Consider the following 23,895-nt stretch of genomic DNA (forward strand, 5'->3'; position numbering starts at 1 on the left):
TCTCGACAACCCGTTCGGCACGAGGCTGTCACCTATGTCTTAGGTACGTTCCGTTACCCATGTCTTCGGGCCGGACACTGGGGCGCTGGTGCCGCAAGAGGGATTCGAACCCCCGACCCCGTCATTACGAATGACGTGCTCTACCAACTGAGCTATTGCGGCGAACCTTGCCGGGGCCCGCGCGAGGCCGGTCCCGTTACGCGCGCTCCTGATATCGGGCATGGCCCGAATTGGCAAGGTGGCGCCGGCTTGGAAATGCCGCTCACCCGCCCCAGCGAGACCAGAATCCGCGCCAGCCGCCGGCCTGGGCCTTTGCGTGGTCCCTGGGCGTGCCGATTTGTTCCGTAAATTCATCGCTCGGACCCTCGTCGTCGATCCCTGGATCGTCAGGGGCGCGGACGATCGGGATGACGGCGGGAATAGGTGCTGGTGTGGGCTTGCCGAGGTCGGCGCGGGTCCGGAACACCGGCGTTGCCGCCGCCGGCGACGATTCGACGATCTCAGGGGCCGGTTTGACCGGCTCGGCGGGCGTGACGACCGGCTCTTCCTTGACGGTTTCTTTGGCGGTCTCCTTGACGGTTTCCTCTAAGATTTCCTGGGCCTCGAGGGGCGGCGAATTGTCCTGCGCGGCAGGCGCAGGATCCGGCGCCGTGACAACCGGTTCCGCCGGGCCTTCGCTCGGGGCCGCCGTCACCCGCTTCGGCGGCGGAGCCGCCAGCATGGCTTCCTCGAAGGCTGAGGATTCGATCATCGCGCCCCTGTCGGACGGAAGACTAGCGACCGGCGTCTGCCACTGGAACGCGTCGAGCCGGCCGGTGACCGGGGAGACCGGACGCCAGCGGTCGCTGACATAACCGTCCGCGGTCCAGGCCGGATCATGGCGGGCGCGCACCGCGCGCAAGGTCCAGGCGCGGGCCCGGCCGCCGTCACCATGCTCGGTGCGCTCGATCTCGGCCATCAGCAGCGCGACGCGCTGGGTCGGATCGTTGACGTAAGGCGCCAGCACCGCGCGCGCACGGGCGAACTCGGACGCATCGATCGCGGCGCGCGCGATCGCCAGCTGGCCCTCGACATAACCAGCCTTGTCGGCAGGAATCTTGGCCGCGAGCGTCTCGACCCGCTGCAAACGCTGCCGCGCGGAATCGCCGAGCTTCACATGCGCATAGGCATCCGCGAGATCAGGATGCGGATTGGCGAGCCAGGCGGTTTCCACCAGCTTCATGGCGCGGCGCACCTGATGCGCCTCGCTCTCGAATTTTGCAGCAAGCACCGCGGCCGGGACCAGGGTCGGCGCGAGCTTGACCGCCTGCATCACGCTCTCGCGCGCGACGTCGCGGTCCATCGTTTCCAATTCCAGCGCGCGGGCGGCGAGCAGCACGCCGCGCTGGCGGCGATAGGCCTGCTTGTCGATCAGGCCCGCGGACAGATTCGAATCGAGGATCGCGAGCGCGCCGCTCCAGTCGCCGCGCGCGCAGCGGAAGCCGAGCACCGCATGCGAGGCCCAGGTCGAGGACGGCGACAGCTTGATCGCTTCCTCGGCGATCATCACCGCACCGACCGCATCGTCGGCGCGCTGCGCCTCGATGAACAGGCCACGCAGGCCGAGCAGGCGCGTGTCCTCGCGCTCGGCCATGGCACGGAAGACGCGCTGGGCCTCGTCGCGATTGCCCTCGAGCTGCGCCGATTGCGCATGCAAGAGAAGCGCGAGCGGATCGTTTGCGGCCAGCCGCCGCGCGGTATCGGCGTGGCGACGGGCAAGCGCGGTGTCGCCATGGCCGATCGCAAGCAGGCCGTGGGTGATGGCGTGGCGGCCGCGCGCATGACGCTTTTCGTGACGGCGGCGGCGCAGACGCCCCGGAGCGCGCCAGGCCATTGTCAGCAGACTCCAGACCAGCACGACTGCCGCGGCAAAGAGGCCAAGCAAGAACACGAATCTGGGAAGCGTCGTCGTGGCGCGGAAACTGCCCGCGGTCAGGACGAGGTCGCCGGGCTGATCGGCAACCCAGGCCGCGCCGGCCGCCGCCAGCGCGATCAGGACGAGGAAGAGGACGATGCGAAGCATGACGATCCCTATACGCGCTGATTGTTGCGCGAACCTTTATTGACCAGGCTTGACGAGATCCGCCATGGCGGCATCGGCGAATTTGCGTGAGGCGGCGAGCGCGGCGTCACGGGCATCGGCCTTGTCGAGCCAGGCTTGTGCCGGTGCACGATCGGCCTCGGGCAGCGTCTTCAACTCGCGCCGTGCCTCGGCGAAATCGTTGCGCAGCGCAGCCGCCGTCACCCGCGCGACGATGGCGCCGCGATCGTTGCCGACCCCGTCGGTACGCTCGATGCGGACGAGTTTCGACGCCCCCGCCTGAAGACGCTCGACGATGCCGGTGCCGCTGGCCGGAGCTTCCGCTGGCGGCGACAATTTCGGCACGATGTTGAGGAGCTCGCGACTGAGCGCGACCGGCGTCGGAATGCCTGACGAAGCAAAAGTGTCGAGCGGCTTCAGCATATCCGGCTTTGCTGCCAGCGACCGCGCGGCGGCGAGCTGCGATACGTAAGCATCGCCGTGGCGAACGGCGACGTCGAGCAGGGCTGCCGCCACCACATGGCGCAGCGGCTTGTCGTCCATCGCCTTGGCGTCCGCGATCTTCTCGCTTTGCTGCGCGAGTTCCGCACGTTCGGTCTTGCTGGCACGCTCGAGCTGCGCGAGGCGGTCGTTGAGAGCGGCAAGATCTGGCGCGGCAGCAGACGGCGCCGGTTTCGCGTCGTTCAGGGTGCTCGCGGCCTGGTCGGACTGCGCGCGCAGATTGGCGATCTCGCTGCGCAGGCTCGTTGCGGATTTCTCCAGCGCATCGATCCGCGCCATTATGGCCGGATCGGCGGCAGGCTTGCCCGCCTTGGCTTCGACTGCAGCAACGCGTCCGCTCAGCGCCTCGACGGCTGCGCCCGTCACTTGCGGAGCAGCGGGCGGCGCCTGCACCGCAGGCCATCCCAGCATCCAGCCGACCGCGATCACAATGGCGGCTGCCACGGCGCCGGAGAACGGAGCGATAACCCAGGGTGAAATCGACGGCGATACCGACGCGGACGCAACGGAAGATTCTTCCTCGGCAGGCTCGGGCTGCGGCTCGGCATGAGCTTCTTCGGACTTTGCCTCTTGAGACTTTTCCTCCTGAGACTTGCCCCCTTCGGATTTGGCTTGCTCATGCGCGGCCTGTTCGGTCGCTGCCTCAGGCCCGCCCGCCACCTCCTGCGGCTGGGTCGAGACCTCGGTTGCCTGGAGGTCGATGGTGGGCGGGATGCGCTTGGCGCGGCCGGACTCGGGAGCCAATCCTGCGTCTTCAGGCTTGTCGTCGGCCATCGTGACGGTTCCTCACACTTACATGCCCTGAACGAACGGATCCGATTGCGTCGGATTCGGCCCGACCTCTTACGCCAAACGGGTGCGCAAAGCACGCTCCAAGGTGTCAAATAAGGCATTTTCGTCCGGCGTCGCCGCCACCAGAACCTGCGAGGCACCCGCCTCGCGCAGCACGCCCGCGACCGTCTCGGACAGGCAGCATTGCGGGATCGCCAGAGCCGAGATTTCGACGCCTTCGCCCCGCGCGGCCTCCAGGAAAGCCCGCGCGCTGCGCCGGGAGTAATGCAGCACCGCCTCGATCCCATGGGCGGCAAAGCCCTCACAGACATCGCGCGGCAACAGCTTGACCGGCGCCATGCGATAGGTCGTCTGCGTGACGACGTTGAAGCCTTCGGCGCTCAGCTCGCCACCGAGGTCGCGCGACAGATCCGCGCCCGCGAGATAGAGCAACGTGCCCTTTTTCTTCAGCCGCTTGTCGCGCGCGCTCTGCATCACCTTGTCGCGCAGGCCCGCGGCGTCGCCGCCGGCGACGATCACCTCGGCAAAGCCGGCATCGCGCGCGGCGGCGGCCGTGTGCTCGCCGACGGCAAACAGCGGCAGCTCTAGGAGACCAAGTTCCTGCAATTGCGGCGCGACGGCACGGATCGCATTGGCCGATGTGACAATGACGGCGCTGTAGTTCGTTTCACTCTCGTCATGGAAGGCGACCGGCTCGAACTTGAGCACCGGCGCGAGCAGCACCCCATGCCCCCGTGCACGCAGGTTTTCCGATGTCGCCTCATTGTCGGGATGCGGCCGTGTGACAAGAATGGACATCGCTTGTGTTCCCGAACCACGTGGCGGTGGCGCTTTCACGAGGGACGGCCGCGCGTGACGATTGCGTTGGCCGACCCCGGAATGCTACCGGACGTACCAGAACTCTGCTTTGCGGATCAGCGCAAGGGGGGTGAGAAGGGCGCAAATTGGATAACAATTCGCCAATGCTGGTACTGGGCATCGAAACCACCTGCGACGAGACCGCCGCGGCGGTGATCGAGCGTGCGCCTGACGGCAGCGGCAAGATCCTGTCCAATATCGTGTGGTCGCAGGTCGAGGAGCATGCCCGTTTCGGCGGCGTGGTACCGGAGATCGCGGCCCGCGCCCATGTCGACCTGCTCGACGGCATCATCGACCGCGCCATGACTGAGGCCGGCATCGACTTCGCCCAGCTCGACGGTGTCGCGGCCGCCGCGGGCCCGGGACTGATCGGCGGCGTCATCGTCGGGCTCACCACCGCGAAGGCGATCGCGATGGTGCACGATACGCCGCTGGTCGCGGTGAACCATCTGGAAGCGCATGCGCTGACACCGCGCCTGACTGACGCACTCGAATTTCCCTATTGCCTTTTTCTCGCCTCTGGCGGCCACACCCAGATCGTCGCCGTCACCGGCGTTGGCCAGTATGTGCGGCTCGGCACCACCGTCGACGATGCGATCGGCGAGGCCTTCGACAAGGTCGCGAAAATGCTGGGCCTGCCCTATCCGGGCGGGCCGCAGGTCGAGCGCGCGGCAGCCAACGGCGATCCGGCGCGGTTTGCGTTTCCGCGGCCGCTGCAGGGACGCCCCGATGCCAACTTCTCGCTATCGGGATTGAAGACGGCGGTGCGCAACGAAGCGAGCCGGTTGGCCGAGATCACACCACAGGACGTCAGCGATCTCTGCGCGAGCTTTCAGGCTGCCGTGCTCGACTCCACAGCCGACCGGTTGAGCGTCGGTCTCAAACTCTTCCGCGAGCAGTTCGGTGCGCCACGTGCGCTGGTGGCGGCCGGCGGCGTTGCCGCCAATCAGGCGATCCGCGGCGCCTTGCATGAGGTTGCGAGCAAAGCCGGTACACAATTGATCATGCCGCCGCCGGCGCTCTGCACCGACAACGGCGCGATGATCGCCTGGGCCGGCGCCGAACGTCTCGCACTCGGCATGACCGACACGATGGAAGCACAGCCCCGCGCGCGCTGGCTGCTCGATGCGAACGCGACGGCACCGGCCGGATACGGCAAGACACGCGCGGGATTCTAGCAATGACAGCGTTCCGATCTGTCGCGGTGATCGGCGCAGGCGCCTGGGGCACGGCGCTGGCGATGGTGGCGGCGCGGGCCGGACGGAACGTGACGCTGTGGGCGCGCAATCCCGAGCACGCGACGCGAATCGCATCGAGCCGCGACAATCCGCGGCTGGCCGGCGTGCGGCTTGCTCCGGAGATCATCGTCACGAGCGACCTGGCGCTCGCCACGCGCGCGGATATGTTGCTGATCACAGTGCCCGCGCAGCATCTGCGCGGTGCTGTCAACATGCTCGCCTCGCATCTGGCTAGACCGGTGCCGATCATTGCCTGCGCCAAGGGCATCGAGCACGGCACCCATAAATTCATGACCGACGTGATCGTCGAGGCCGCGCCTCACGCGCAGCCGGCGATCCTGTCGGGTCCGAGCTTTGCCGACGATGTCGCGCGTGGCCTGCCGACCGCGGTCACGCTGGCGGCGAGGGAAGAAACGCTGGCCAACCACCTGGTGCAGGCGCTGGGCTCGCCGACGTTTCGGCCCTATCACTCCACCGATGTCCGCGGCGTCGAGATCGGCGGCGCCGCCAAGAACGTGCTCGCGATCGCCGTCGGCATCGCGGTCGGGCGCAAGCTCGGCGCTTCCGCCCAGGCCGCACTCACCACCCGCGCCTTTGCCGAGCTGACACGCCTCGGCCGCGCGCTCGGCGCACGCAGCGAAACACTCACGGGCTTGTCTGGCCTCGGCGATCTGATCCTGACCTGCTCGAGCCCACAATCGCGCAATTTCGCGCTCGGCCTTGCGCTTGGCCGCAGCGAGCAGCCGCCCGCCGGCAAGCTTGCCGAAGGCGAATTCACCGCGCCGGTCCTGATCGAGCTCGCGGCTTCGCAAAGCGTTGAAATGCCGGTATCGGAAGCCGTCGCGTCGATTTTGACCGGCAGAAGCACGATCGACGCCGCGATCTCGGGGCTGATGGCGCGACCTTTCAAGGCAGAGGAATGAACATGGCGTACTGGCTGGTGAAATCCGAACCATCGGTGTGGTCCTGGGACCAGCAGGTGGCGAAAGGCGCCAAGGGCGAAGCCTGGACCGGCGTGCGCAATTACACCGCGCGCCAGAATCTCGTCGCCATGAAGAAGGGCGACAAGGCGTTCTTCTATCATTCCAACGAGGGCAAGGAGATCGTTGGCATCGCGGAAGTTATCAAGGAAGCCTACCTCGATCCGACCGACAAGACGGAAAAATTCGTCTGCGTCGACATCAAGGCCGACAAGCCGTTGAACATTCCGGTGACAATGGCCGCGATCAAGGCCGAGAAGAAGCTCGCCGACATGGCGCTGGTGAAATATTCGCGCCTCTCGGTGCAGCCGGTGACGGCCGAGGAATGGAAGCTCGTCTGCAAGATGGGCGGGATGTAGGCTTAGGCGCTGTAGCCCGGATGAGCGAAGCGATATCCGGGACTACTGCTGCGATCCCGCATGTCGCTACGCTCATGCGGGCTACGATAGCGGAGCTTGCTTCTCCGGCAGTGCAAACACCTCACACGGCGCGGCGATGCCGCGCAGCGCATGCTCACCAAGCGCAACAAGAGGCATGTCAGTCTCGGCCGCGAGCGCGCCCGACACCAGCACGGTTCTGCCGAGCGGCTTGCACAATCCTTCGAGCCGGCTGGCGAGATTGACGGCGGGACCGATCGCCGTGAAATCGAGCCGGTTGGCGGCGCCGATATTGCCCCACAGCATCTCGCCGAGATGCAGCGCCGCGCCAAACGCGAGCGGCGGCAGACCCTGGGCACGACGCTCCGCGTTGAGATACGCCATCCCGGCTTCGGCTGCGCTCGCGGCACGCAGAGCTGCATCGCAGGCTTGGCGCGGTGACGCCCCGACCACCGGAAAGATCGCGAGCACGCCGTCGCCGATGAATTTCAGCACCTCGCCGCCGAAGGCGTGGACCGCGCCGGCGATGCGATCGAACCATGCATCGAGCGCCGCGATGACCTCGGCAGGTGGCGTGGTTTCCGACAGGAGCGTGAAGTTGCGCAGATCCGCATAGAGCAGCGCGGCCTGAATGGTCTCGCCGAGATCGCGCCGCAGGGGTGCCGCCAGCACCCGCTCCGCGCTGCGCTTGCCGAGATAAGCATCCAGCGTCGCGCGCAAGGTTGCACGCGCGGCAAGCACCGCAAGGGGCGTCGCGGCGAAGCGCGCGGCCTGGCGCAATTGCTCGGTCTCGTTTGCGGTGAACGGACGCGGCGCGATCCAGCCGAGCAACGGCCCGTCAGGCCGTCCGACCACATCTTCGTGCACCTCACCATCCGCGATGTCGCGCAGCCAGCGACGGCCGGCATCGTTGGGCGGGTCGGGCGCGAGGCCGCCTGGTGCGAAGCCGAGCGCTTCGATCACCCGGCCGTTCTCCGCGCGCCACAACCATGTCCGCTTCGCGATCAGCGGATGTGGCACCTCGAGCGTCAGGCTGCCTGCCGCAAGCGGCACGCCGTCGGCGACCAGATGTGCGCCGAGATCCGCGAGCAGGCGGTCGGCCCCGGTGCTATCGGCGGCGGCATCGACAAGCCAGGCGAGCGTCGGCGAGAGGTGCATGGGCCGATCATGACGAACGCAGGCGGTCTTTGTCACGGGCAATCCTTGACGGGCCGCCCGAGCGCCGCCATGTCCAACGGTCAGCCCAGGGATGATCGCCGATGACCGAACCGTTCATAGTGCGACGCGAGACCCAGATCGCCGCCCCACGCGCCACCGTTTTCGCTTACCTGACCGACCCCGAGAAGATTTTGAGCTGGATGGGTTCCGATGCGACCACGGAGCCACATCCCGGCGGGCTGTATCTGCTCAAAGGCATCGGCCCCCGCGGCGGCGTTGCCCGCGGCGCGTTCCGCGAAGTCGTGCCGGTGCATCGTCTCGCCTACACGTTTGGATGGGAGGGCGGCCAGGAAGTGCCGCCCGGCTCGAGCCTGATCGAGATCGACCTGATCGAACGCGACGGCGGCACATTGCTGCGCATGACCCATAGCGGGCTGCCGACCGAGGAACAGGCTGCCGCACACGCGACGGGATGGGCGCATTATCTGGGACGGCTCACGGCGGCAGCCGCGGGCAGCGATCCCGGTCCCGACAACGGCGTTTCCAACAAGACGTAGCGACGGGAGCGGATCAGACCGCCGCGGTCGCCACCACCTGCTGCAAAAGCTGCTCCCGCCTGGCCTGCGAGCGCTGGCCCTTCATGGTCGCGGCGAAGCGTTCGAGGATGCCGTCCTCGAACGCGGTGACGATGGTGTCGTGAACATAGCTCTTGCGGCAGATCGCCGGCGTGTTGGAGAGCTGGTCGGCCGCGCCGCGGATCGCCTCCAGCACCTGCTTCTTGCGGCCGCGCTGGCTGGTCGCCGGCGTGATCCGCGACAGCGATTCCACGACCACGGCTGAGGCCATCAGCGTGCGGAAATCCTTCAGCGAGATCTTGATGCCGGCGATCTCGCGCAGAAACGCATTCACCTGCGTGGTGCTGACGGCGCGCACGATGCCGTAGGCATCGCGATACTGGAACATGCGCTTGCCCGGAACGCCCTGCAAAATCCCGATGGCGCGCACGAGCTTGGCCGCGTCGCACTCTTTGCGCACCGCCTTGCCGCCCTTCGCCTTGAAGGTCAGCACGAAGCTGTCGTCTTCCAGCGAGACGTTGGACTTCAGCAGCGTGGTGGCCCCGCGGGTGCCGTTGAGACGGGCATAGGATTCGTTGCCGGGGCGGATCGCGGTGCGCGCGATCAATTCGATCACGGCCGAGAGCGCGAACTCGCGGGTCGGCTCGTCGCCCGACAGGAACGCCGAGACCTTGCGCCGGATCTTGGGCAGCGCGCCGACGAGCTTTTCCAGGCGATGCGCCTTGCGTTGCTCGCGGACCTTCTCCCAATCGGCGTGATAGCGATATTGCAGCCGGCCCGCGGCATCGCGTCCCACCGCCTGGAGATGCGTGCTCGGATCGGCAGAGTAGCGCACCTCGCGATAGGCCGGCGGCACCGCCATCGAATGCAGCCGCCGAATGGTGCGGGCATCGCGGATGTGGACCCCGTTGGGCCGCACGAAGGAATAGCCCTTGCCGCGCCTGATGCGGCGAATGGTCAGCTCGTTCTGGTCGCCGAGCCGCAGGCCCAGTTCCTTGGCGAGGGCCTCGACCGTCGCCGCAGGCGCCGTGTCGAACGCTTTTTTCGGGCTGGGACGGCCGGAACCGGCCGGTTTCGGCCATTGTCCGAGGGCTTTGGCCAGTGCAATGGCAGCAGGATCGGCTGAAGCGGGCCGCAAAGTCCCGAGATTCTGCTGATCCATCATAGTCTTATGCCTTAGCCCTGTTTGTTATCGGTCAATGCCGCTGTTCTGATTTTTGTTCCAAGGGGTCTCGTTGGGCCCGGGTTGGCCATTTAGGGTGTTCCGAACCGCATTGCGAGTCCCGAATCAGTGAGGGCGGTTTCTAAATGCCGCTGCCGGGAGCATGGCGCTCTGCGCCGGCCCATTCCGAGGATCCCGGTAAAGACCCGAAAGCCCCCGTCGCCCTGTTTCAAAACTGCGACAGTCGCACGAAGCGGCTTGATCCTCCGCATGGCCGGCTGCTCGCCGAAGGTCCAGCTTGTGCACCTTGTCGGGTCCGGTTAGCCCGACGCATAATCGGTTCAACGATCAAGTCGGCTGGCCTGTGCTCGGCTTGCCGTATGTGGAGGGAAACATGTCCGAGAAGATCTACGACGTCCCCGCAGAATGGGCGAAGCGCGCCTGGGTCGACCAGGCCAAGTACAAGGACATGTACGCCCGCTCGATATCGGACCCGAACGCCTTCTGGGCCGAGCAGGCCAAGCGCATCGACTGGATGCACGCTCCGACCAAGATCGAGAACGTCTCCTTCGCGCCCGGCAACATCTCGATCAAATGGTTCGAGGACGGCGTTCTCAACGTCGCCCATAATTGCATCGACCGGCATCTCCACAGCCGCGCCAACCAGACCGCGATCATCTGGGAAGGCGATGACCCCTCCCAATCCCGGCACATCACCTACAAGGAGCTGCATGACGAGGTCTGCCGGATGGCCAACATCCTGCGCACCCGGAACGTCAAGAAGGGCGACCGTGTCACCATCTACCTGCCGATGATTCCGGAGGCGGCCTACGCGATGCTGGCCTGCGCGCGGATCGGCGCGATTCACTCCGTGGTGTTCGCCGGCTTCTCGCCCGACAGCCTCGCCCAGCGCATCAACGACTGCCAGTCCAAGGTGATCATCACCGCGGATGAGGGCCTGCGCGGCGGCAAGAAGGTGCCGCTGAAGGCCAATGTCGACGCGGCACTCGCCAAGGCAGACGGCGTCGACTGGGTCGTCGTGGTCAAGCGCACCGGCGGCGCGGTCGAAATGAATCCCTCGCGCGACCTCTGGTACCACGACGCCGCCAAGATGGTGACGACGGAATGCCCGGTCGAGCACATGCACGCCGAGGATCCGCTGTTCATCCTCTACACCTCGGGCTCGACCGGCCAACCCAAGGGCGTGCTGCACACCTCCGCCGGCTATCTCGTGTTCGCCGCGATGACGCATCAATACGTCTTCGACTATCATGACGGCGACATCTACTGGTGCACCGCCGACGTCGGCTGGGTCACCGGCCACAGCTACATTCTGTACGGACCGCTCGCCAACGGCGCGACCACGCTGATGTTCGAAGGCGTGCCGAATTACCCGGATAATTCGCGATTCTGGAACGTCATCGACAAGCACAAGGTCAACATCTTCTACACCGCGCCGACCGCGATCCGCGCGCTGATGCAGAGCGGCGACGCGCCCGTGAAGAAGACCTCGCGCGCCAGCCTGCGCCTGCTCGGCTCGGTCGGCGAGCCGATCAATCCGGAAGCCTGGGAGTGGTATCACCGCGTCGTCGGCGACGACCGTTGCCCGATCGTCGACACCTGGTGGCAGACCGAGACCGGCGGCATTTTGATCACGCCGCTGCCCGGCGCCACGAAGCTCAAGCCGGGCTCGGCGACGCAGCCGTTCTTCGGCGTGGTGCCTGAGATCGTCGACGCCGACGGCAACGTGCTGGACGGCGAGACATCGGGCAATCTGTGCCTGACGCGGTCATGGCCGGGCCAGATGCGCACGGTCTATGGCGACCACGCCCGCTTCGAGCAGACTTATTTCTCGACCTACAAGGGCAAGTATTTCACCGGCGACGGCTGCCGGCGCGATGCGGACGGTTATTACTGGATCACCGGCCGCGTCGACGACGTCATCAACGTCTCCGGCCACCGCATGGGTACCGCCGAAGTCGAAAGCGCGCTGGTCGCGCATGAGAAGGTGTCCGAGGCCGCCGTGGTCGGCTTCCCGCACGACATCAAGGGCCAGGGCATCTACGCCTATGTGACCCTGATGGCCGGCATCGAGCCAACCGAGGATCTGCGCAAGGAGCTCGTCACCTGGGTACGCAAGGAGATCGGCCCAATCGCTTCGCCTGACCAGATTCAGTTCGCACCGGGTCTGCCAAAAACCCGCTCCGGCAAGATCATGCGCCGCATCCTGCGCAAGATCGCCGAGGACGAGCCGGGCAGCCTGGGCGACACCTCGACCCTGGCCGATCCCGGCGTGGTCGACGACCTCGTCAAGAACCGGCAGAACAAGAAGTCAGTCTGAGCCAGGTCTCGTGCCCCGGACGCAGCGCAGCGCTCTTTAGCGGTGCGCTGCAGAGCCGGGGCGCATGCAACAGCAGACTCTGTGGCTTTCTGGGTCCGGCTCTGCGTCGCACCGCTTCGCGCTTCGCCGTGTCCGGGACACGAGACCCATCCCCGCGTTAGCGCTCCCCCGAACAACAGCCGTTCATACCCTCACGCATTTGTCAGGGCGCGCCCCGGCGGCCGGGCATCTTTCCGGGCGAGTGTTGTTTTCAGGTCATTTACTTTGTTTCGAACATTTCCTTTGTTCCCCCTGCTGGCTGGCCCTTGGCGGCCGTGCGTGGAAACCATCCGGTTAACAAGCGCGGTTAAGAATGTCCCCTGACAAGGACTTGCAACAAGGACTTGCGAGCCAGCGATTGCCGGTTTTGCGTAATTTTGGACGGTCCGTTCGGGGCAAGGGGAAAATCGATGTCGATGAGGATTGCTGTGGCGCTGGCCGCCACCGTCGGGGCTGGGGTGATGATGTCGACGGCGGCGCAGGCGCGGCCGGAAATGGTGGGGACCCACCTGGCCGACTATTCGCCGGGCACCATCGTTGTCAAAACCAACGAGCGTCGGCTCTATCTCGTCCTCGATAACGGCCACGCCGTGCGCTACCCGGTCGGCGTCGGCAAGTCCGGCAAGCAGTGGGCCGGCACCACCCGCATCGATGGCAAGTACCGCAATCCGGCCTGGTCACCGCCTGCCGAGGTGAAGCGCGACAAGCCGAGCATCCCGGACGTCATCCCGGGCGGGTCGCCGCGCAATCCAATGGGCGTCGCGGCGATGACGCTGTCCGGCGGTGAATATGCCATCCACGGCACCAACGTGCCGGGCTCGATCGGCGGCTTCGTCTCGTATGGCTGCATCCGCATGCTCAACGACGACATCACCGATCTCTACGGCCGCGTCTCGGTCGGCACGACGGTGGTCGTGACGCGCTGATCGCCGGCATCAAGGCGAGACGGCAAGAGCCGCGTCTTTCGACGCGGCTTTTTTGCTACCAGAAGCGCCAGCTCCGCGCGCACCAGCCGTCGCGATGGCCGCCATTGTAGCTCCGCGCATAGCCGCCGGCGAGCAACGCCGCCGAGACATTGGCCGTGCGTTTGGTCGCGACGTCAGCGAGAACGCGTCCGTATTTGTCGGGTCCGAGATTGGTAATCGTCACGCCACCCTGCCCGAGCAGATCGCGCAATGCGCGGGCCGCGGCTTCGGCCTTGTCCAGTTCCTCCTGGCAGGAGGCTTTCATCTCAGGTGCATCGATGCCGCGCAGGCGAACGCGCGCGACGAGATCGCGGCCGCCCTGCTGATGCACGCGCGCGAGAAACGTGTCGCCGTCGATCGTGCGGATGACGTCGACGGGCTGGCGAGCATCGGGATGGCGGCCTTGCTGGAGCACAATTTCGGCGTCCCGCGATTGACCGTCAGTCGCACGAGGGAAGGGCCAGTTCATCCCGTGCCGAAACGTGAACACCACGGCCACCACGATTCCGACCACGAACATCCACGGCAACAGGCCTGAGAACCGGCGACCAAACGGCGAGCCGCTGTACGAAGGCCGATACGGATGGCTTGGATCGAAGCGCGACATCCGCGCACGCTAGGGCTGAGTCGGGCAGTCCGGCAAGCGAGCCTCGCAAGGCAAGCTTCAGAAGTCGGAAGCGATGCCCTTGCGCTCCCAATCGCCATAGCGGGTCGGCTCGGGTCCTTTTGGCCCCTGCAACTCCTTTGGCGCCGCCTGGGCGTCATTTTTGGCTCGGACTGCCGCAGCCTGCCGGCGCGCTTCGGCCTCGGCCAGCGCACGCTGGGCGGCCGGCGTGAGCTGCTTGCGGTCGGGAACGGAAGGCTGGTCACTCATCGTCGGCTTTCTAGCGCGTGACGTCCCGCGACGCGACGCCCAATAACGCATTCCTGAAATCGGGTCCGGAGGGCTGAAAAACCCGGAAGCGATTCTTACATTTGGCATATTCGCGTGCCAGAGATCGCCTTCTCAAGGCATGCGCCCATTACGGCGAACTGCCGCTCGCTCAGAACCTTGTTTCCGCATGCCTTCTCAACGTTTCGCTCCTCCATCCGAAGTGCCCGGTCTCGCGGCGCGGCGGATTGCCGCCGACATCGTCGATGGCGTGCTGCAAAAGCACCGCACGCTTGACGAGCAGCTCGACGGCAGCGGCGCCCATCCCGGACTGAAGACGCTCCCCGACCGCGACCGCGCGCTGATGCGCCGCCTGGTCGCCACCGTGCTGCGCCGGCTCGGCACGCTCGGCCATGTGCTGTCCCGCCTGCTCGACAAGGGCATTCCCTCCGACGCGCCGCGCGCGCAGAGCGCGCTGTTGATCGGCGCCGCCCAGATCCTCTGGATGGACGTGCCCGATCACGCAGCCGTCGATCTCTCCGTTCGCCTCGTGCAATCCGACCGGCGCGCCGCACGCTATGCCGGCCTCGTCAACGCCGTGCTGCGCCGCTGCGCCCGCGAGGGTAAGGCGCTGGTGGACGAGGTTGCGGCGCAGTCGCTGGACCTGCCGCCCTGGATGGTCGCGCGCTGGAGCGCGCATTACGGCGAGACGGTCGCAAGAGACATGGCGCTCGCGCTCAGCCACGATCCTTCGCTGGATCTGACCGTGAAGTCGGACGCCGCGCAATGGGCGAGCCGGCTCCATGGCGAAGTGCTGCCGACCGGATCGGTGCGTACGGTGCTGCACGGCGCGGTGACCATGCTTCCCGGCTTCGCCGAAGGACAATGGTGGGTGCAGGACGCCGCCGCTGCGTTGCCGGCCCGGCTGTTCGGCGACATCACGGGCAAATCCATCGCCGATCTCTGCGCCGCTCCCGGCGGCAAGACCGCGCAGCTGGCGCAGGCTGGCGCCCATGTCACCGCCATCGACCGTTCGCCCGCCAGGGTGGCGCGGCTGCGCGAGAATCTGACGCGGTTGTCGCTCCAGGCCGAGACCGTCGTCGCCGACGCCGCGGAATGGGCCGGCCCTGCCGATGGCTTCGACGGCATCCTCATCGATGCGCCCTGCACCTCGACCGGCACGATCCGCCGCCATCCCGACGTATCCTGGCTTCGGCAGGAATCCGACATCGCCGCAATGACCGCGCTCCAGCGGCGGCTGCTGCAAAAATCGGTCTCGCTGCTCAAGCCCGGTGGAACCCTGGTCTACTGTACCTGCTCGCTGGAACCCGAAGAGGGCGAGCATGCGGTCGCCGCGCTGCTGACCGCAGAGCCTGGGCTTCGCCGGGTTCCGATCGATGCGTCCGAGGTGTCGGGACTCAGCGAGATCATCACCGCCGAGGGCGATTTGCGCACCCTGCCCAGCCATCTGCCGAACGCTGATCCCAAGCTCGGCGGGCTCGACGGATTTTTCGCGGCCCGGCTCGTTAAATCCTGATTTTGCACTGGATTTTGCAACCACGGCGCTGATTCGCGTCGTTCAAGGTGGTGTCGGCCGTCCGATTTTGGGATTAATAAGGATTCGTCGGAATCCTCTCCCCCATCAAGGCAAGGCGTGTCGGTCGCTCAACGCAGACGTATCTCGACGCTGGTGATGAACCGCTTCGCGCGGAACATGCTCGCGCGCGCGAGCGGCGGTTCCGTTGCCCTGTCACGGGTCTGGCCCGGCCGCGCCGACCGGTTGATCATCGCGCCGCATGATCTGCGCACCGCGGATGCGACCCGCGCCGCCGAGATCTATGCCGGCCGCTTCGTCTTCGCCGGCAAGATCGTCAATTGCCACGGCCGCTCGATCTTCGATCTTGAGCCGCCGTCGGAGGATTGGGAGGTTGCGCTGCTCGGCTTCGGCTGGCTGCGCCATTTGCGCGCCGCCGACACCGCGCTGACGCGCGCCAATGCGCGCTCGCTGATCGAGGACTGGATCGGCAACCCTGCCAGCAAGCGCCGTCCCGTCGCGCGACGCGCCGACGTGCTGGCGCGACGCGTGATCTCCCTGCTGTCGCAGGCGCCGCTGGTGCTCAACGATACCGACAACAAATTCTACCGCCGCTATCTGCGCGCGCTGGCGCGCGAGATCCGCTTGCTGCGCTACACCATGGTCAACATTCCCGACGGAGTGCCGAAGCTCCAGGTGCTGATCGCGCTGTGCTATGCGGCGCTGTGCCTCGCCAACCAGGCAAGTCACATCCGCAGCACCTCGAAAAAGCTCTCGGATGAATTGCAGCGGCAGATCCTGCCCGACGGCGGGCATGTCTCGCGCAACCCGGGCGCGCTGATCGAGCTCTTGATCGACCTGTTGCCGTTGCGGCAGACCTTTGCCGCGCGCAACATCGCGCCGCCGCCCGCGCTGCTCAACGCGATCGACCGCATGATGCCGATGCTCCGCTTCTTCCGCCACGGCGACGGCAATTTCGCGCTGTTCAACGGCATGAGCGCGACGCCCTCTGACCTGCTCGCGACGCTGCTTGCCTATGACGACACCCACGGCGCGCCGATGTCGAACATGCCGCATACCGGTTTCCAGCGCCTCGATGCCGGCCAGACCACGCTGATCATCGACACCGGCCCGCCGCCGGCGGCCGGCGTCAGCCACGACGCCCATGCCGGCTGCCTGTCGTTCGAACTATCCTCCGGCATCAGCCGCATCGTCACCAATTGCGGCATGCCGACCACGGGCCGCGACAATTGGCGGCCGTTCGCACGCGGCACGGCGGCGCATTCGACGCTGACCTATCACGACACCTCGTCATGCCAGTTCGTGGAGATGTCGGCGATGAAGCGGCTCTTGCACGGTGCTCCGGTCACCAGCGGCCCCGTCGAGGTCGAGAGCTATCGCGAAATCGTGCAGAACGGCACGCTGCTGACGACGTCGCATGACGGTTACCTGACAAAATTCGGCGCGATCCACCGCCGCGTGCTGATGATCGCCAATGACGGCGCACGCATCGACGGCGAGGACACGCTGTCACCGCCGCAAGGCGGACGCTTCAAGGGTCCGGATGCCGATTTCGCGCTGCGATTCCATCTGCACCCGGCGGTGAAGGCGAGCCGGCTGTCCGATGCCCGCGGCGTCATGCTGGTGCTGCCGAACCGCGACGTCTGGACCTTCGAGGCGCTCGACGACAAGGTCGAGCTGGAGGACAGCGTATCCCTGGCCGGCAACGACGGCCCGCGCCGCACCGCGCAGATCGTGATCCGCCAGGATGCGCGGCAGGCACCCTCGATCCGCTGGAGTTTTGTCCGCTCCACCGCCTCGCCGGCGATCACGAATGCCCGCAGAAATGCGCGGCGGGAGCCGGAACTTCCGCTGTAGACGCATGTGATTCGGCCCGATCTGAACGTTGTGAAAGCGACCGAAAACTGCTATCGAGCCCTCGCTCGCGCGACTGGCGACCTTGGATGGAGCACCATCGGGAAGCGCGAGACTGAGAAGCCGCGCGCCTGGGCATAGACACTCCTTCAGACAGAGGATCTTGCTCATGACTGACCATCCCCGCCGCGTCACTCGCGCCCTTCTCTCCGTTTCCGACAAGACCGGCCTGATCGACTTCGCGAAGGCGCTTGCCGCGCACGATGTCGAGCTGGTCTCGACCGGCGGCACCGCGAAGGCGATCGCCGCGGCCGGCCTCGAGGTGAAGGACGTCTCCGAACTGACCGGCTTCCCGGAAATGATGGATGGCCGCGTCAAGACGCTGCATCCGAAGGTGCATGGCGGCCTGCTCGCGATCCGCGACAACAAGGACCATGCGGACGCGATGACGGCGCATGGCATCGCGCCGATCGATCTGCTCGTCGTCAATCTCTATCCGTTCGAGGCGACCGTCGACAAAGGCGCGGGCTTCGAGGATTGCATCGAGAACATCGATATCGGCGGCCCCGCGATGATCCGCGCCGCCGCGAAGAACCATGACGACGTCGCCGTCGTGGTCGAGGCGCAGGACTATCAGGCCGTGCTCGACGAGCTCGCCGCCAACAAAGGTGCGACCACGCTGAAGTTGCGTCGGCGCCTTGCCGCCAAGGCTTACGCACGCACTGCCGCCTATGACGCCGCGATCTCGAACTGGTTCAACCGCCAGCTCGAGATCGACGCGCCCGATTTCCGCGCCTTCGGCGGCCGGCTGATCCAGTCGCTGCGTTATGGCGAGAATCCGCACCAGACCGCGGCGTTCTATGCGACCCCCGACAAGCGGCCGGGCGTCTCGACCGCGCGGCAGCTCCAGGGCAAGGAGCTCTCCTACAACAACATCAACGACACCGATGCCGCCTATGAATGCATCGGCGAGTTCGACGCCAAGCGCACCGCGGCCTGCGTCATCGTCAAGCATGCCAATCCCTGCGGCGTCGCGGAGGGCGCCGACCTCGTCAGCGCCTATCGCAAGGCGCTGGCCTGCGATTCCACCTCGGCCTTCGGCGGCATCATCGCGATGAACCGCGCGCTCGATGCCGATACCGCGCGCGAGATCACGAAAATCTTCACCGAGGTGATCATCGCGCCGGACGCAAGCGAGGAAGCGATCGCCATCATCGGCGCGCGCAAGAACCTTCGGCTTCTGCTCGCCGGCAGCCTGCCCGATCCGCGCGCGCCCGGCCTCACCGCCAAGACGGTGGCGGGCGGTCTCCTCGTGCAGAGCCGCGACAACGCCGTGGTCGACGACATGACCTTCAAGGTCGTGACCAAGCGTGCGCCAACGGATGCCGAGATGCGCGACCTGAAGTTTGCTTTCCGTGTCGCAAAACACGTCAAGTCCAACACCATCATCTATGCCAAGGATCTCGCCACCGTCGGCATCGGCGCCGGCCAGATGAGCCGGGTCGATTCAGCGCGCATCGCGGCACGCAAGGCTCAGGATGCGGCCGCCGAGCTGAAGCTCGCCGAACCGCTCACCAAGGGCTCGGTGGTGGCGTCGGATGCGTTCTTCCCGTTCGCCGACGGCATGCTCGCCTGCATCGAGGCCGGCGCCACCGCCGTGGTGCAGCCCGGCGGCTCCATGCGCGACGAAGAGGTCATCAAGGCCGCCGACGAGCACGGCATCGCCATGGTGTTCACGGGCACGCGGCACTTCAGGCATTGATGGATTGGTGTACGGGCGATTCCATCGAATTCGTCATTGCGAGCGCAGCGAAGCAATCCAGAATCTTTCCGCGGAGAAAACCTGGATTGCTTCGTCGCTTCGCTCCTCGCAATGACGGGAATGGATCGCGGTAGTGCGGCTACTCCCGCACCCGCATCAACAGCGCCAGCCCCGCGACGAAGAACACCACCAGCACGGCCATGCCGGCCTTCTGGCTCGCCGTCACCGCGGTGATCACGCCGATCAGCAGCGGGCCGATGAAGGACGTCACTTTCCCCGTCAGTGCGAACAGACCGAAATACTGCGCGATGCGGTCCTTCGGTGCGAGACGGATCAGGAGCGTGCGTGAGGCAGCTTGCAGCGGACCGCCGGCTGCACCGATCAGGCAGCCCAGCACCAGATAAGCGCGCTCTGACGCAGCGGCGAACAATCCGCCACCGGGCGCGGGCGGCGCGACCTTGATGAAGAAGATCGAATCCTTGTCGACCAGCAGGATCGCCGCCAGCGCCAGCAGCAGGATCAGCATGCTGCCGGCGATCACGCGCTTCGGCCCGAAGCGATCGTCCAGCTTGCCGCCAAACCACGCGCCAAACGCGCCGGCGATCGCGAGCATGATGCCAAAGGTGCCGATCTGGATCGTGTGCCAACCGAACGTGCCGGCAGCATAGATGCCGCCGAAGGCAAACAGCGACACCAGGCCGTCGGTGTAGATCATGTTGGCAAGCAGAAACGCCGCGAGCGATTTCTGCTGCGGCAACCCCTTGATCGATTGCTTCAGCTCCGACAAGCCTTCGTGCAGCGCCTCGCGCACCGGGCGCTTCGCCGGATAATCCGGCGTGAACAGGAACATCGGCGTCACGAAAATGATGAACCAAAGCCCGGTCAACGGTCCGGCGGCGCGATCGCCCTGATGGCTGACCGGATCGAGCCCGAACAGAGGTGTGAGACCGAGCAACGTGCGGCCGGTCTCGGGATTGGCTGCGAGCAGGCCGAGCACGATGATCAGGCTGACGATGCCGCCGACATAACCCGTCGCCCAGCCGGTGCCGGAAAGCCGCCCGATGCGCTCCGGCGGCACCAGCGTCGGCATCATCGCATTGTTGAAGAGAGTGGCGAATTCCGCGCCGACGCTGGCGAGCGCGACCGCGGTGAGCAGCGGCGGAATGATCGAGGGATCGCCGGGCTTGCCGATCCAGAGCGTGCAGGATGCCAGCACCAGCACTGCGCCGAATCCGGCGATCCATGGCTTCCTGCGGCCCGAAGCATCGGCGATAGCCCCCAGCACCGGTGACATCAACGCGATCGCGAGGCCCGCGGCAGCCATCGCAAAGCCCCACAGCGATTGCCCGGCGGCGGGATTCGGCGCAATGCCGGTGGCGAAATAGGGCGCGAACACGAAGGTCGTGATCAGCGTGAAATAAGGCTGCGCGGCCCAGTCGAAGAAGATCCAGCTGACGACGGCGCTACGCGGCGGATAGGTCCGCTGCGCGCCGGCGATGCGCGCATCCGGGGCGATCGTCGTCACTCCATAATCCTCATCACGAACAGTTTTGCCTGTGTCGGGGCAAACCGTATAGCATTGCAGCGCTGCATGTGAACTGCCCATGGCCATTGCGGACGTTTGATGATGTCGTCTTTTTCGACACGGCGGACATTTTTCGCCTTCCTTGCCACTCTGGCGTTCGGACTTCCGGCCGCGACCGCGCAGGATGCGCGGCGGGCCTATGTGCCGCCGGCGCTCGACACGGTGCATGCCGTTCCCGCCGAGCACGGCATGGTGGTGGCGCAGGAGAAAATCTCCGCGCAGGTCGGCTCCGACATCCTGCGGCGCGGTGGCAATGCCGTCGATGCCGCGGTCGCGACCGGCTTTGCGATGGCCGTGACCTATCCACGCGCCGGCAATATCGGCGGCGGCGGCTTCATGGTGATTCATTCCACTGAGCGCAACGAAGACATCACGATCGATTATCGCGAGACCGCGCCGGCTGCGACCACGCCGCAGATTTTCCTCGGCGCCGACGGCAAACCCGACGCGGCGAAGTCGCGGGATTCCGCGCTCGGTGTCGGCGTGCCCGGCACTGTCGCGGGTCTTGCACTGGCCCTGGAAAAATATGGCTCGGGCCGGTTCACGCTGGCGCAACTGCTCGAGCCCGCGATCGCGCTTGCCCGCGATGGCTTCCTCGTCGGCGACGACATTGCCGACACGCTGCCGGGCTGGCACAAGCGGCTGGTGCGCTGGCCCTCCTCGGCCAGGATCTTCTCGCGGCCCGATGGCACGCCGCTCAGTGAAGGCGACCGGCTGGTGCAGGGCGATCTCGCCGAAACGCTGTCGGCTGTCGCCGCACAGGGCCCGCGCGGTTTCTATGAGGGGCCGGTCGCGGAAAAACTCGCCAAGGCCGTGGCTGACGCGGGCGGCATCATGACGCCGGCCGATTTGAAATCCTATCAGGCGGTGATCCGTGCGCCGGTGCGCGGCACTTATCGCGGCTATGACATCGTGTCGATGCCGTTGCCGTCGTCGGGCGGCGTGGTGCTGGTGGAGACGCTCAATATTCTCGAAGGTTTTCAGCTCGCCGATCTGAAACAGGGATCGCCGGCTTCGCTGCATCTGCTGATCGAGGCCATGAAGCGCGCTTATGCGGACCGGGCGCGCTATCTCGGCGATCCCGCCTTCGTCAACGCGCCGATTGGGACGCTCACCGCCAAAGACTACGCCGCGAAGCTGCGGGCAACCATCTCCGCCGATCGCGCCACGCCGTCGAAACAGCTCGTTTCCACCGCGACCTCACCGCATGAAGGCAGCAACACCACGCATTTTTCCGTCGTCGACGGCAGCGGCAACGCCGTCAGCAACACCTATACGCTGAACTTCAGCTACGGCCTCGGCCTTGTTGCCGACGGCACCGGCGTGCTGCTCAACAACGAGCTTGACGATTTCACAGCGGCGGTTGGCGCTTCCAATGCCTACGGCCTTGTCGGCTACGAGGCCAATTTGCCCGGGCCGGGCAAGCGGCCGCTGTCCTCGATGTCGCCGACCATCGTCCTGAAGGACGGCAAGCCGGTGCTGGTGACGGGCTCGCCCGGCGGCAGCCGCATCATCTCGACCGTGCTCCAGGTGATCGTCAACGTCCTCGATTACAAGATGGACGTCGCGGCAGCCGTGGCCGCACCGCGGCTGCATCACCAATGGTTGCCCGACGAGGTCCGGGTCGAAAGCGGCTTCCCCGATCATGTGCTGCTCGAGCTGAAGGCGATGGATCATCTCATCGTCGCGCCGATGGGACAGACATCGGCGAATTCGATCGCGGTGACCGCCAACGGTCCGCTCGGCGCGCCTGATCCGCGTAGCCGAGGTGCGGAAGCAGCGGGGCAGTAACTCTGTCCTTGCATGGCGCGAAGGCCGGCGGCCGGCTTGCGCGCGCCGCCGCGCGTGCTACCACCGCGAGGCCAGAAGAAACTGCCAAAGAAAACACGGTCGGGAAACGCACATGACCACAGTTGATCCGAACCAGCGCATCGAACGCGCCGAGATCGAGGACACCAGCCTTCTTGCCTTCTATCGCGACATGAACGCGCCGGAACGGCGGACGTTCTGGGCCTGCGCCGCGGGCTGGGCGCTGGACGGCATGGACTTCATGATCTATCCGCTGGTGATCGGCACCATCATCGCGCTGTGGAAGGTCGATGCGGGATCGGCCGGGCTCGCTGGCACCGTGACGCTGCTGGCCTCCGCCATCGGCGGCTGGCTCGGCGGCTATCTCTCCGATCATATCGGCCGGGTCAGAACGCTCCAGATCACCATCATCTGGTTCTCGTTGTTCTCACTGGTCTGCGCGGTCGTGCAGAATTTCGAACAGCTCCTGATCGCACGCGCGGTGCTGGGCCTCGGCTTCGGCGGGGAGTGGGCGGCGGGCGCCGTGCTGATGGGCGAAGCGATCCGGCCGCAATATCGCGGGCGTGCGGTCGGCTCGGTGCAGTCGGGCTGGGCCGTCGGCTGGGGCCTTGCAGTGCTGTCGCAGGCGATCCTGTTCTCGGCTTTGCCGGCGGAGACGGCGTGGCGCTGGATGTTCGTGATCGGCGCGCTGCCCGCGCTGCTGGTGTTCTACATCCGCCGCTCCGTGACCGAGCCGGAGATCGCGGCTGAGGCCCGCGCCAAACAGGCCGCGAGCGGCAATCGTCCGGCGCTCTGGGAAATTTTCTCGGGCCCGATCCTGAAGACCACGATTCTGGCGTCGCTGATGGCGACGGGCTGCCAGGGCGGCTACTACGCCGTCACCTTCTGGGTGCCACAGTTCTTGACCAAGGAGCGGCATCTGTCGATCGTCGGCTCGACCGGCTATCTCTCGACGCTGATCATCGGCTCCTTCATCGGCTATCTCACCGGCGCCTGGCTCGCCGACCGGATCGGACGGCGCAATCTGTTCCTGACCTTCTCGATCGGCGCGATGGCGGTTGTGCTGCTCTACACGCAGCTGCCGCTCACCAACGAAATCCTGTGGGTGCTCGGCTTCCCGCTCGGCTTTTTCGCCTCGGGCTATTTCTCCGGCGTCGGCGCATTCCTGACCGAGCTTTATCCGACGCGGCTGCGCGGCTCTGGCCAGGGGTTCTGCTACAATTTCGGCCGCGGCATCGGCGCGCTGTTTCCGTTCCTGGTCGGAGCGCTGTCGGCGACGACGTCGCTTGCGAATGCGATCGCGATCTTCGCGGTGGCGGCTTACGCGCTGTTCTTCATCGCCGCCTTCGCGCTGCCGGAGACGCGCGGGCGCGTGCTGCACGCGGACTGATGC

At 66.2% G+C, this 23,895-nt stretch carries 19 protein-coding genes, 1 tRNA gene and 1 riboswitch; of the genes, 11 read left to right on the forward strand and 9 right to left on the reverse strand.

The genetic code is table 11. The features are described from left to right. Positions 1-86 precede the first annotated feature (86 nt). The 4 genes from AC0L20_RS35900 to AC0L20_RS35915 form a co-directional block, all read right to left on the reverse strand. A tRNA-Thr gene (locus AC0L20_RS35900) sits at positions 87-162 on the reverse strand. A gap of 100 nt (positions 163-262) precedes the next feature. Beyond that, positions 263-2,062 (reverse strand): heme biosynthesis HemY N-terminal domain-containing protein, encoded by a 1,800-nt coding sequence (locus AC0L20_RS35905; protein WP_473295115.1) that lies wholly within the window; start codon positions 2,060-2,062, stop codon positions 263-265. Positions 2,063-2,098: 36 nt separating this feature from the next. Further along, a complete protein-coding gene (locus AC0L20_RS35910; protein WP_473295116.1) occupies positions 2,099-3,355 on the reverse strand; it encodes a COG4223 family protein in 1,257 nt (418 codons plus the stop codon). Between the two features lie 69 nt (positions 3,356-3,424). Next, positions 3,425-4,171 carry a uroporphyrinogen-III synthase gene (locus AC0L20_RS35915; protein ID WP_473295117.1) on the reverse strand — a complete coding sequence of 249 codons (747 nt, stop codon included), beginning with the start codon at positions 4,169-4,171 and terminating at the stop codon, positions 3,425-3,427. Between the two features lie 164 nt (positions 4,172-4,335). Between AC0L20_RS35915 and tsaD the strand changes: the two genes are divergently transcribed. The 3 genes from tsaD to AC0L20_RS35930 are packed head-to-tail and all read left to right on the forward strand — an operon-like array spanning position 4,336 to position 6,808. Then, positions 4,336-5,409: a tRNA (adenosine(37)-N6)-threonylcarbamoyltransferase complex transferase subunit TsaD gene (gene tsaD, locus AC0L20_RS35920; protein ID WP_473295118.1), complete on the forward strand. Its 1,074-nt coding sequence runs from the start codon at positions 4,336-4,338 to the stop codon at positions 5,407-5,409. Between the two features lie 2 nt (positions 5,410-5,411). After that, complete coding sequence (locus AC0L20_RS35925) at positions 5,412-6,392, forward strand: NAD(P)H-dependent glycerol-3-phosphate dehydrogenase (protein ID WP_473295119.1); 981 nt, start codon at positions 5,412-5,414, stop codon at positions 6,390-6,392. A 2-nt stretch (positions 6,393-6,394) separates the two neighbouring features. Then, positions 6,395-6,808 carry an EVE domain-containing protein gene (locus AC0L20_RS35930; protein WP_456766876.1) on the forward strand — a complete coding sequence of 138 codons (414 nt, stop codon included), beginning with the start codon at positions 6,395-6,397 and terminating at the stop codon, positions 6,806-6,808. Positions 6,809-6,889: 81 nt separating this feature from the next. On the opposite strand, the gene AC0L20_RS35935 is transcribed toward AC0L20_RS35930, so the two are convergent. Further along, positions 6,890-7,984 (reverse strand): adenylate/guanylate cyclase domain-containing protein, encoded by a 1,095-nt coding sequence (locus tag AC0L20_RS35935; RefSeq protein ID WP_473295120.1) that lies wholly within the window; start codon positions 7,982-7,984, stop codon positions 6,890-6,892. Between the two features lie 101 nt (positions 7,985-8,085). On the opposite strand from AC0L20_RS35935, the gene AC0L20_RS35940 reads away from it, so the two are divergent. Further along, positions 8,086-8,541 (forward strand): SRPBCC family protein, encoded by a 456-nt coding sequence (locus tag AC0L20_RS35940; protein WP_456766877.1) that lies wholly within the window; start codon positions 8,086-8,088, stop codon positions 8,539-8,541. A gap of 13 nt (positions 8,542-8,554) precedes the next feature. Here AC0L20_RS35940 and AC0L20_RS35945 read toward each other — a convergent pair whose 3' ends face one another. Next, the gene (locus tag AC0L20_RS35945; RefSeq protein WP_456766878.1) at positions 8,555-9,724 is read right to left on the reverse strand and encodes a DNA topoisomerase IB; all 1,170 of its coding nucleotides are present in this window, start codon (positions 9,722-9,724) and stop codon (positions 8,555-8,557) included. 391 nt (positions 9,725-10,115) lie between these two features. Between AC0L20_RS35945 and acs the strand changes: the two genes are divergently transcribed. Both acs and AC0L20_RS35955 read left to right on the forward strand, forming a co-directional pair. Next, positions 10,116-12,062, forward strand: a complete 1,947-nt coding sequence (acs, locus tag AC0L20_RS35950; protein ID WP_456766879.1) for an acetate--CoA ligase — start codon at positions 10,116-10,118, stop codon at positions 12,060-12,062. Between the two features lie 449 nt (positions 12,063-12,511). Next, entirely contained in the window at positions 12,512-13,027 is a 516-nt protein-coding gene (locus AC0L20_RS35955) for a L,D-transpeptidase (protein WP_473295121.1), read from the forward strand. A gap of 55 nt (positions 13,028-13,082) precedes the next feature. On the opposite strand, the gene AC0L20_RS35960 is transcribed toward AC0L20_RS35955, so the two are convergent. Both AC0L20_RS35960 and AC0L20_RS35965 read right to left on the reverse strand, forming a co-directional pair. Beyond that, on the reverse strand, positions 13,083-13,673 hold the full coding sequence (locus AC0L20_RS35960) for a thermonuclease family protein (RefSeq protein WP_473295122.1): 591 nt from the start codon (positions 13,671-13,673) through the stop codon (positions 13,083-13,085). Positions 13,674-13,730: 57 nt separating this feature from the next. Next, positions 13,731-13,940: a DUF1674 domain-containing protein gene (locus AC0L20_RS35965; protein WP_027566297.1), complete on the reverse strand. Its 210-nt coding sequence runs from the start codon at positions 13,938-13,940 to the stop codon at positions 13,731-13,733. Between the two features lie 187 nt (positions 13,941-14,127). Between AC0L20_RS35965 and AC0L20_RS35970 the strand changes: the two genes are divergently transcribed. The 3 genes from AC0L20_RS35970 to purH all read left to right on the forward strand — a co-directional run bounded on the left by AC0L20_RS35970 (position 14,128) and on the right by purH (position 19,108). After that, positions 14,128-15,474 (forward strand): RsmB/NOP family class I SAM-dependent RNA methyltransferase, encoded by a 1,347-nt coding sequence (locus tag AC0L20_RS35970; RefSeq protein ID WP_473295123.1) that lies wholly within the window; start codon positions 14,128-14,130, stop codon positions 15,472-15,474. A gap of 156 nt (positions 15,475-15,630) precedes the next feature. Then, positions 15,631-17,349, forward strand: a complete 1,719-nt coding sequence (locus AC0L20_RS35975; RefSeq protein ID WP_247285459.1) for a heparinase II/III family protein — start codon at positions 15,631-15,633, stop codon at positions 17,347-17,349. 59 nt (positions 17,350-17,408) lie between these two features. Then, positions 17,409-17,490, forward strand: a riboswitch (ZMP/ZTP riboswitch). Positions 17,491-17,515: 25 nt separating this feature from the next. Continuing rightward, positions 17,516-19,108 carry a bifunctional phosphoribosylaminoimidazolecarboxamide formyltransferase/IMP cyclohydrolase gene (purH, locus tag AC0L20_RS35980; RefSeq protein WP_473295124.1) on the forward strand — a complete coding sequence of 531 codons (1,593 nt, stop codon included), beginning with the start codon at positions 17,516-17,518 and terminating at the stop codon, positions 19,106-19,108. 139 nt (positions 19,109-19,247) lie between these two features. Here the strand turns inward: purH and AC0L20_RS35985 are convergent, their stop codons facing one another. Further along, positions 19,248-20,633 carry an MFS transporter gene (locus tag AC0L20_RS35985; protein ID WP_473295125.1) on the reverse strand — a complete coding sequence of 462 codons (1,386 nt, stop codon included), beginning with the start codon at positions 20,631-20,633 and terminating at the stop codon, positions 19,248-19,250. Between the two features lie 99 nt (positions 20,634-20,732). On the opposite strand from AC0L20_RS35985, the gene ggt reads away from it, so the two are divergent. Both ggt and AC0L20_RS35995 read left to right on the forward strand, forming a co-directional pair. Then, positions 20,733-22,484: a gamma-glutamyltransferase gene (gene ggt / locus AC0L20_RS35990; RefSeq protein ID WP_473295126.1), complete on the forward strand. Its 1,752-nt coding sequence runs from the start codon at positions 20,733-20,735 to the stop codon at positions 22,482-22,484. 112 nt (positions 22,485-22,596) lie between these two features. Next, positions 22,597-23,892 carry an MFS transporter gene (locus AC0L20_RS35995; RefSeq protein ID WP_473295127.1) on the forward strand — a complete coding sequence of 432 codons (1,296 nt, stop codon included), beginning with the start codon at positions 22,597-22,599 and terminating at the stop codon, positions 23,890-23,892. The last annotated feature ends 3 nt before the right edge of the window (positions 23,893-23,895 follow it).

This window comes from Bradyrhizobium sp. Kon58, assembly GCF_055807455.1.

Bases quoted from the DNA above. Each gene is read 5' to 3' on its own strand.
- AC0L20_RS35965 (WP_027566297.1), bottom strand. From the start codon at position 13,940: ATGAGTGACCAGCCTTCCGTTCCCGACCGCAAGCAGCTCACGCCGGCC.
- AC0L20_RS35975 (WP_247285459.1), top strand. From the start codon at position 15,631: ATGAACCGCTTCGCGCGGAACATGCTCGCGCGCGCGAGCGGCGGTTCC.
- AC0L20_RS35945 (WP_456766878.1), bottom strand. From the start codon at position 9,724: ATGATGGATCAGCAGAATCTCGGGACTTTGCGGCCCGCTTCAGCCGAT.
- AC0L20_RS35930 (WP_456766876.1), top strand. From the start codon at position 6,395: ATGGCGTACTGGCTGGTGAAATCCGAACCATCGGTGTGGTCCTGGGAC.
- AC0L20_RS35960 (WP_473295122.1), bottom strand. From the start codon at position 13,673: ATGTCGCGCTTCGATCCAAGCCATCCGTATCGGCCTTCGTACAGCGGC.
- AC0L20_RS35970 (WP_473295123.1), top strand. From the start codon at position 14,128: ATGCCTTCTCAACGTTTCGCTCCTCCATCCGAAGTGCCCGGTCTCGCG.
- AC0L20_RS35925 (WP_473295119.1), top strand. From the start codon at position 5,412: ATGACAGCGTTCCGATCTGTCGCGGTGATCGGCGCAGGCGCCTGGGGC.
- AC0L20_RS35905 (WP_473295115.1), bottom strand. From the start codon at position 2,062: ATGCTTCGCATCGTCCTCTTCCTCGTCCTGATCGCGCTGGCGGCGGCC.
- AC0L20_RS35995 (WP_473295127.1), top strand. From the start codon at position 22,597: ATGACCACAGTTGATCCGAACCAGCGCATCGAACGCGCCGAGATCGAG.
- AC0L20_RS35915 (WP_473295117.1), bottom strand. From the start codon at position 4,171: ATGTCCATTCTTGTCACACGGCCGCATCCCGACAATGAGGCGACATCG.
- acs (WP_456766879.1), top strand. From the start codon at position 10,116: ATGTCCGAGAAGATCTACGACGTCCCCGCAGAATGGGCGAAGCGCGCC.
- AC0L20_RS35940 (WP_456766877.1), top strand. From the start codon at position 8,086: ATGACCGAACCGTTCATAGTGCGACGCGAGACCCAGATCGCCGCCCCA.
- AC0L20_RS35935 (WP_473295120.1), bottom strand. From the start codon at position 7,984: ATGCACCTCTCGCCGACGCTCGCCTGGCTTGTCGATGCCGCCGCCGAT.
- purH (WP_473295124.1), top strand. From the start codon at position 17,516: ATGACTGACCATCCCCGCCGCGTCACTCGCGCCCTTCTCTCCGTTTCC.
- AC0L20_RS35955 (WP_473295121.1), top strand. From the start codon at position 12,512: ATGTCGATGAGGATTGCTGTGGCGCTGGCCGCCACCGTCGGGGCTGGG.
- ggt (WP_473295126.1), top strand. From the start codon at position 20,733: ATGATGTCGTCTTTTTCGACACGGCGGACATTTTTCGCCTTCCTTGCC.
- AC0L20_RS35910 (WP_473295116.1), bottom strand. From the start codon at position 3,355: ATGGCCGACGACAAGCCTGAAGACGCAGGATTGGCTCCCGAGTCCGGC.
- tsaD (WP_473295118.1), top strand. From the start codon at position 4,336: ATGCTGGTACTGGGCATCGAAACCACCTGCGACGAGACCGCCGCGGCG.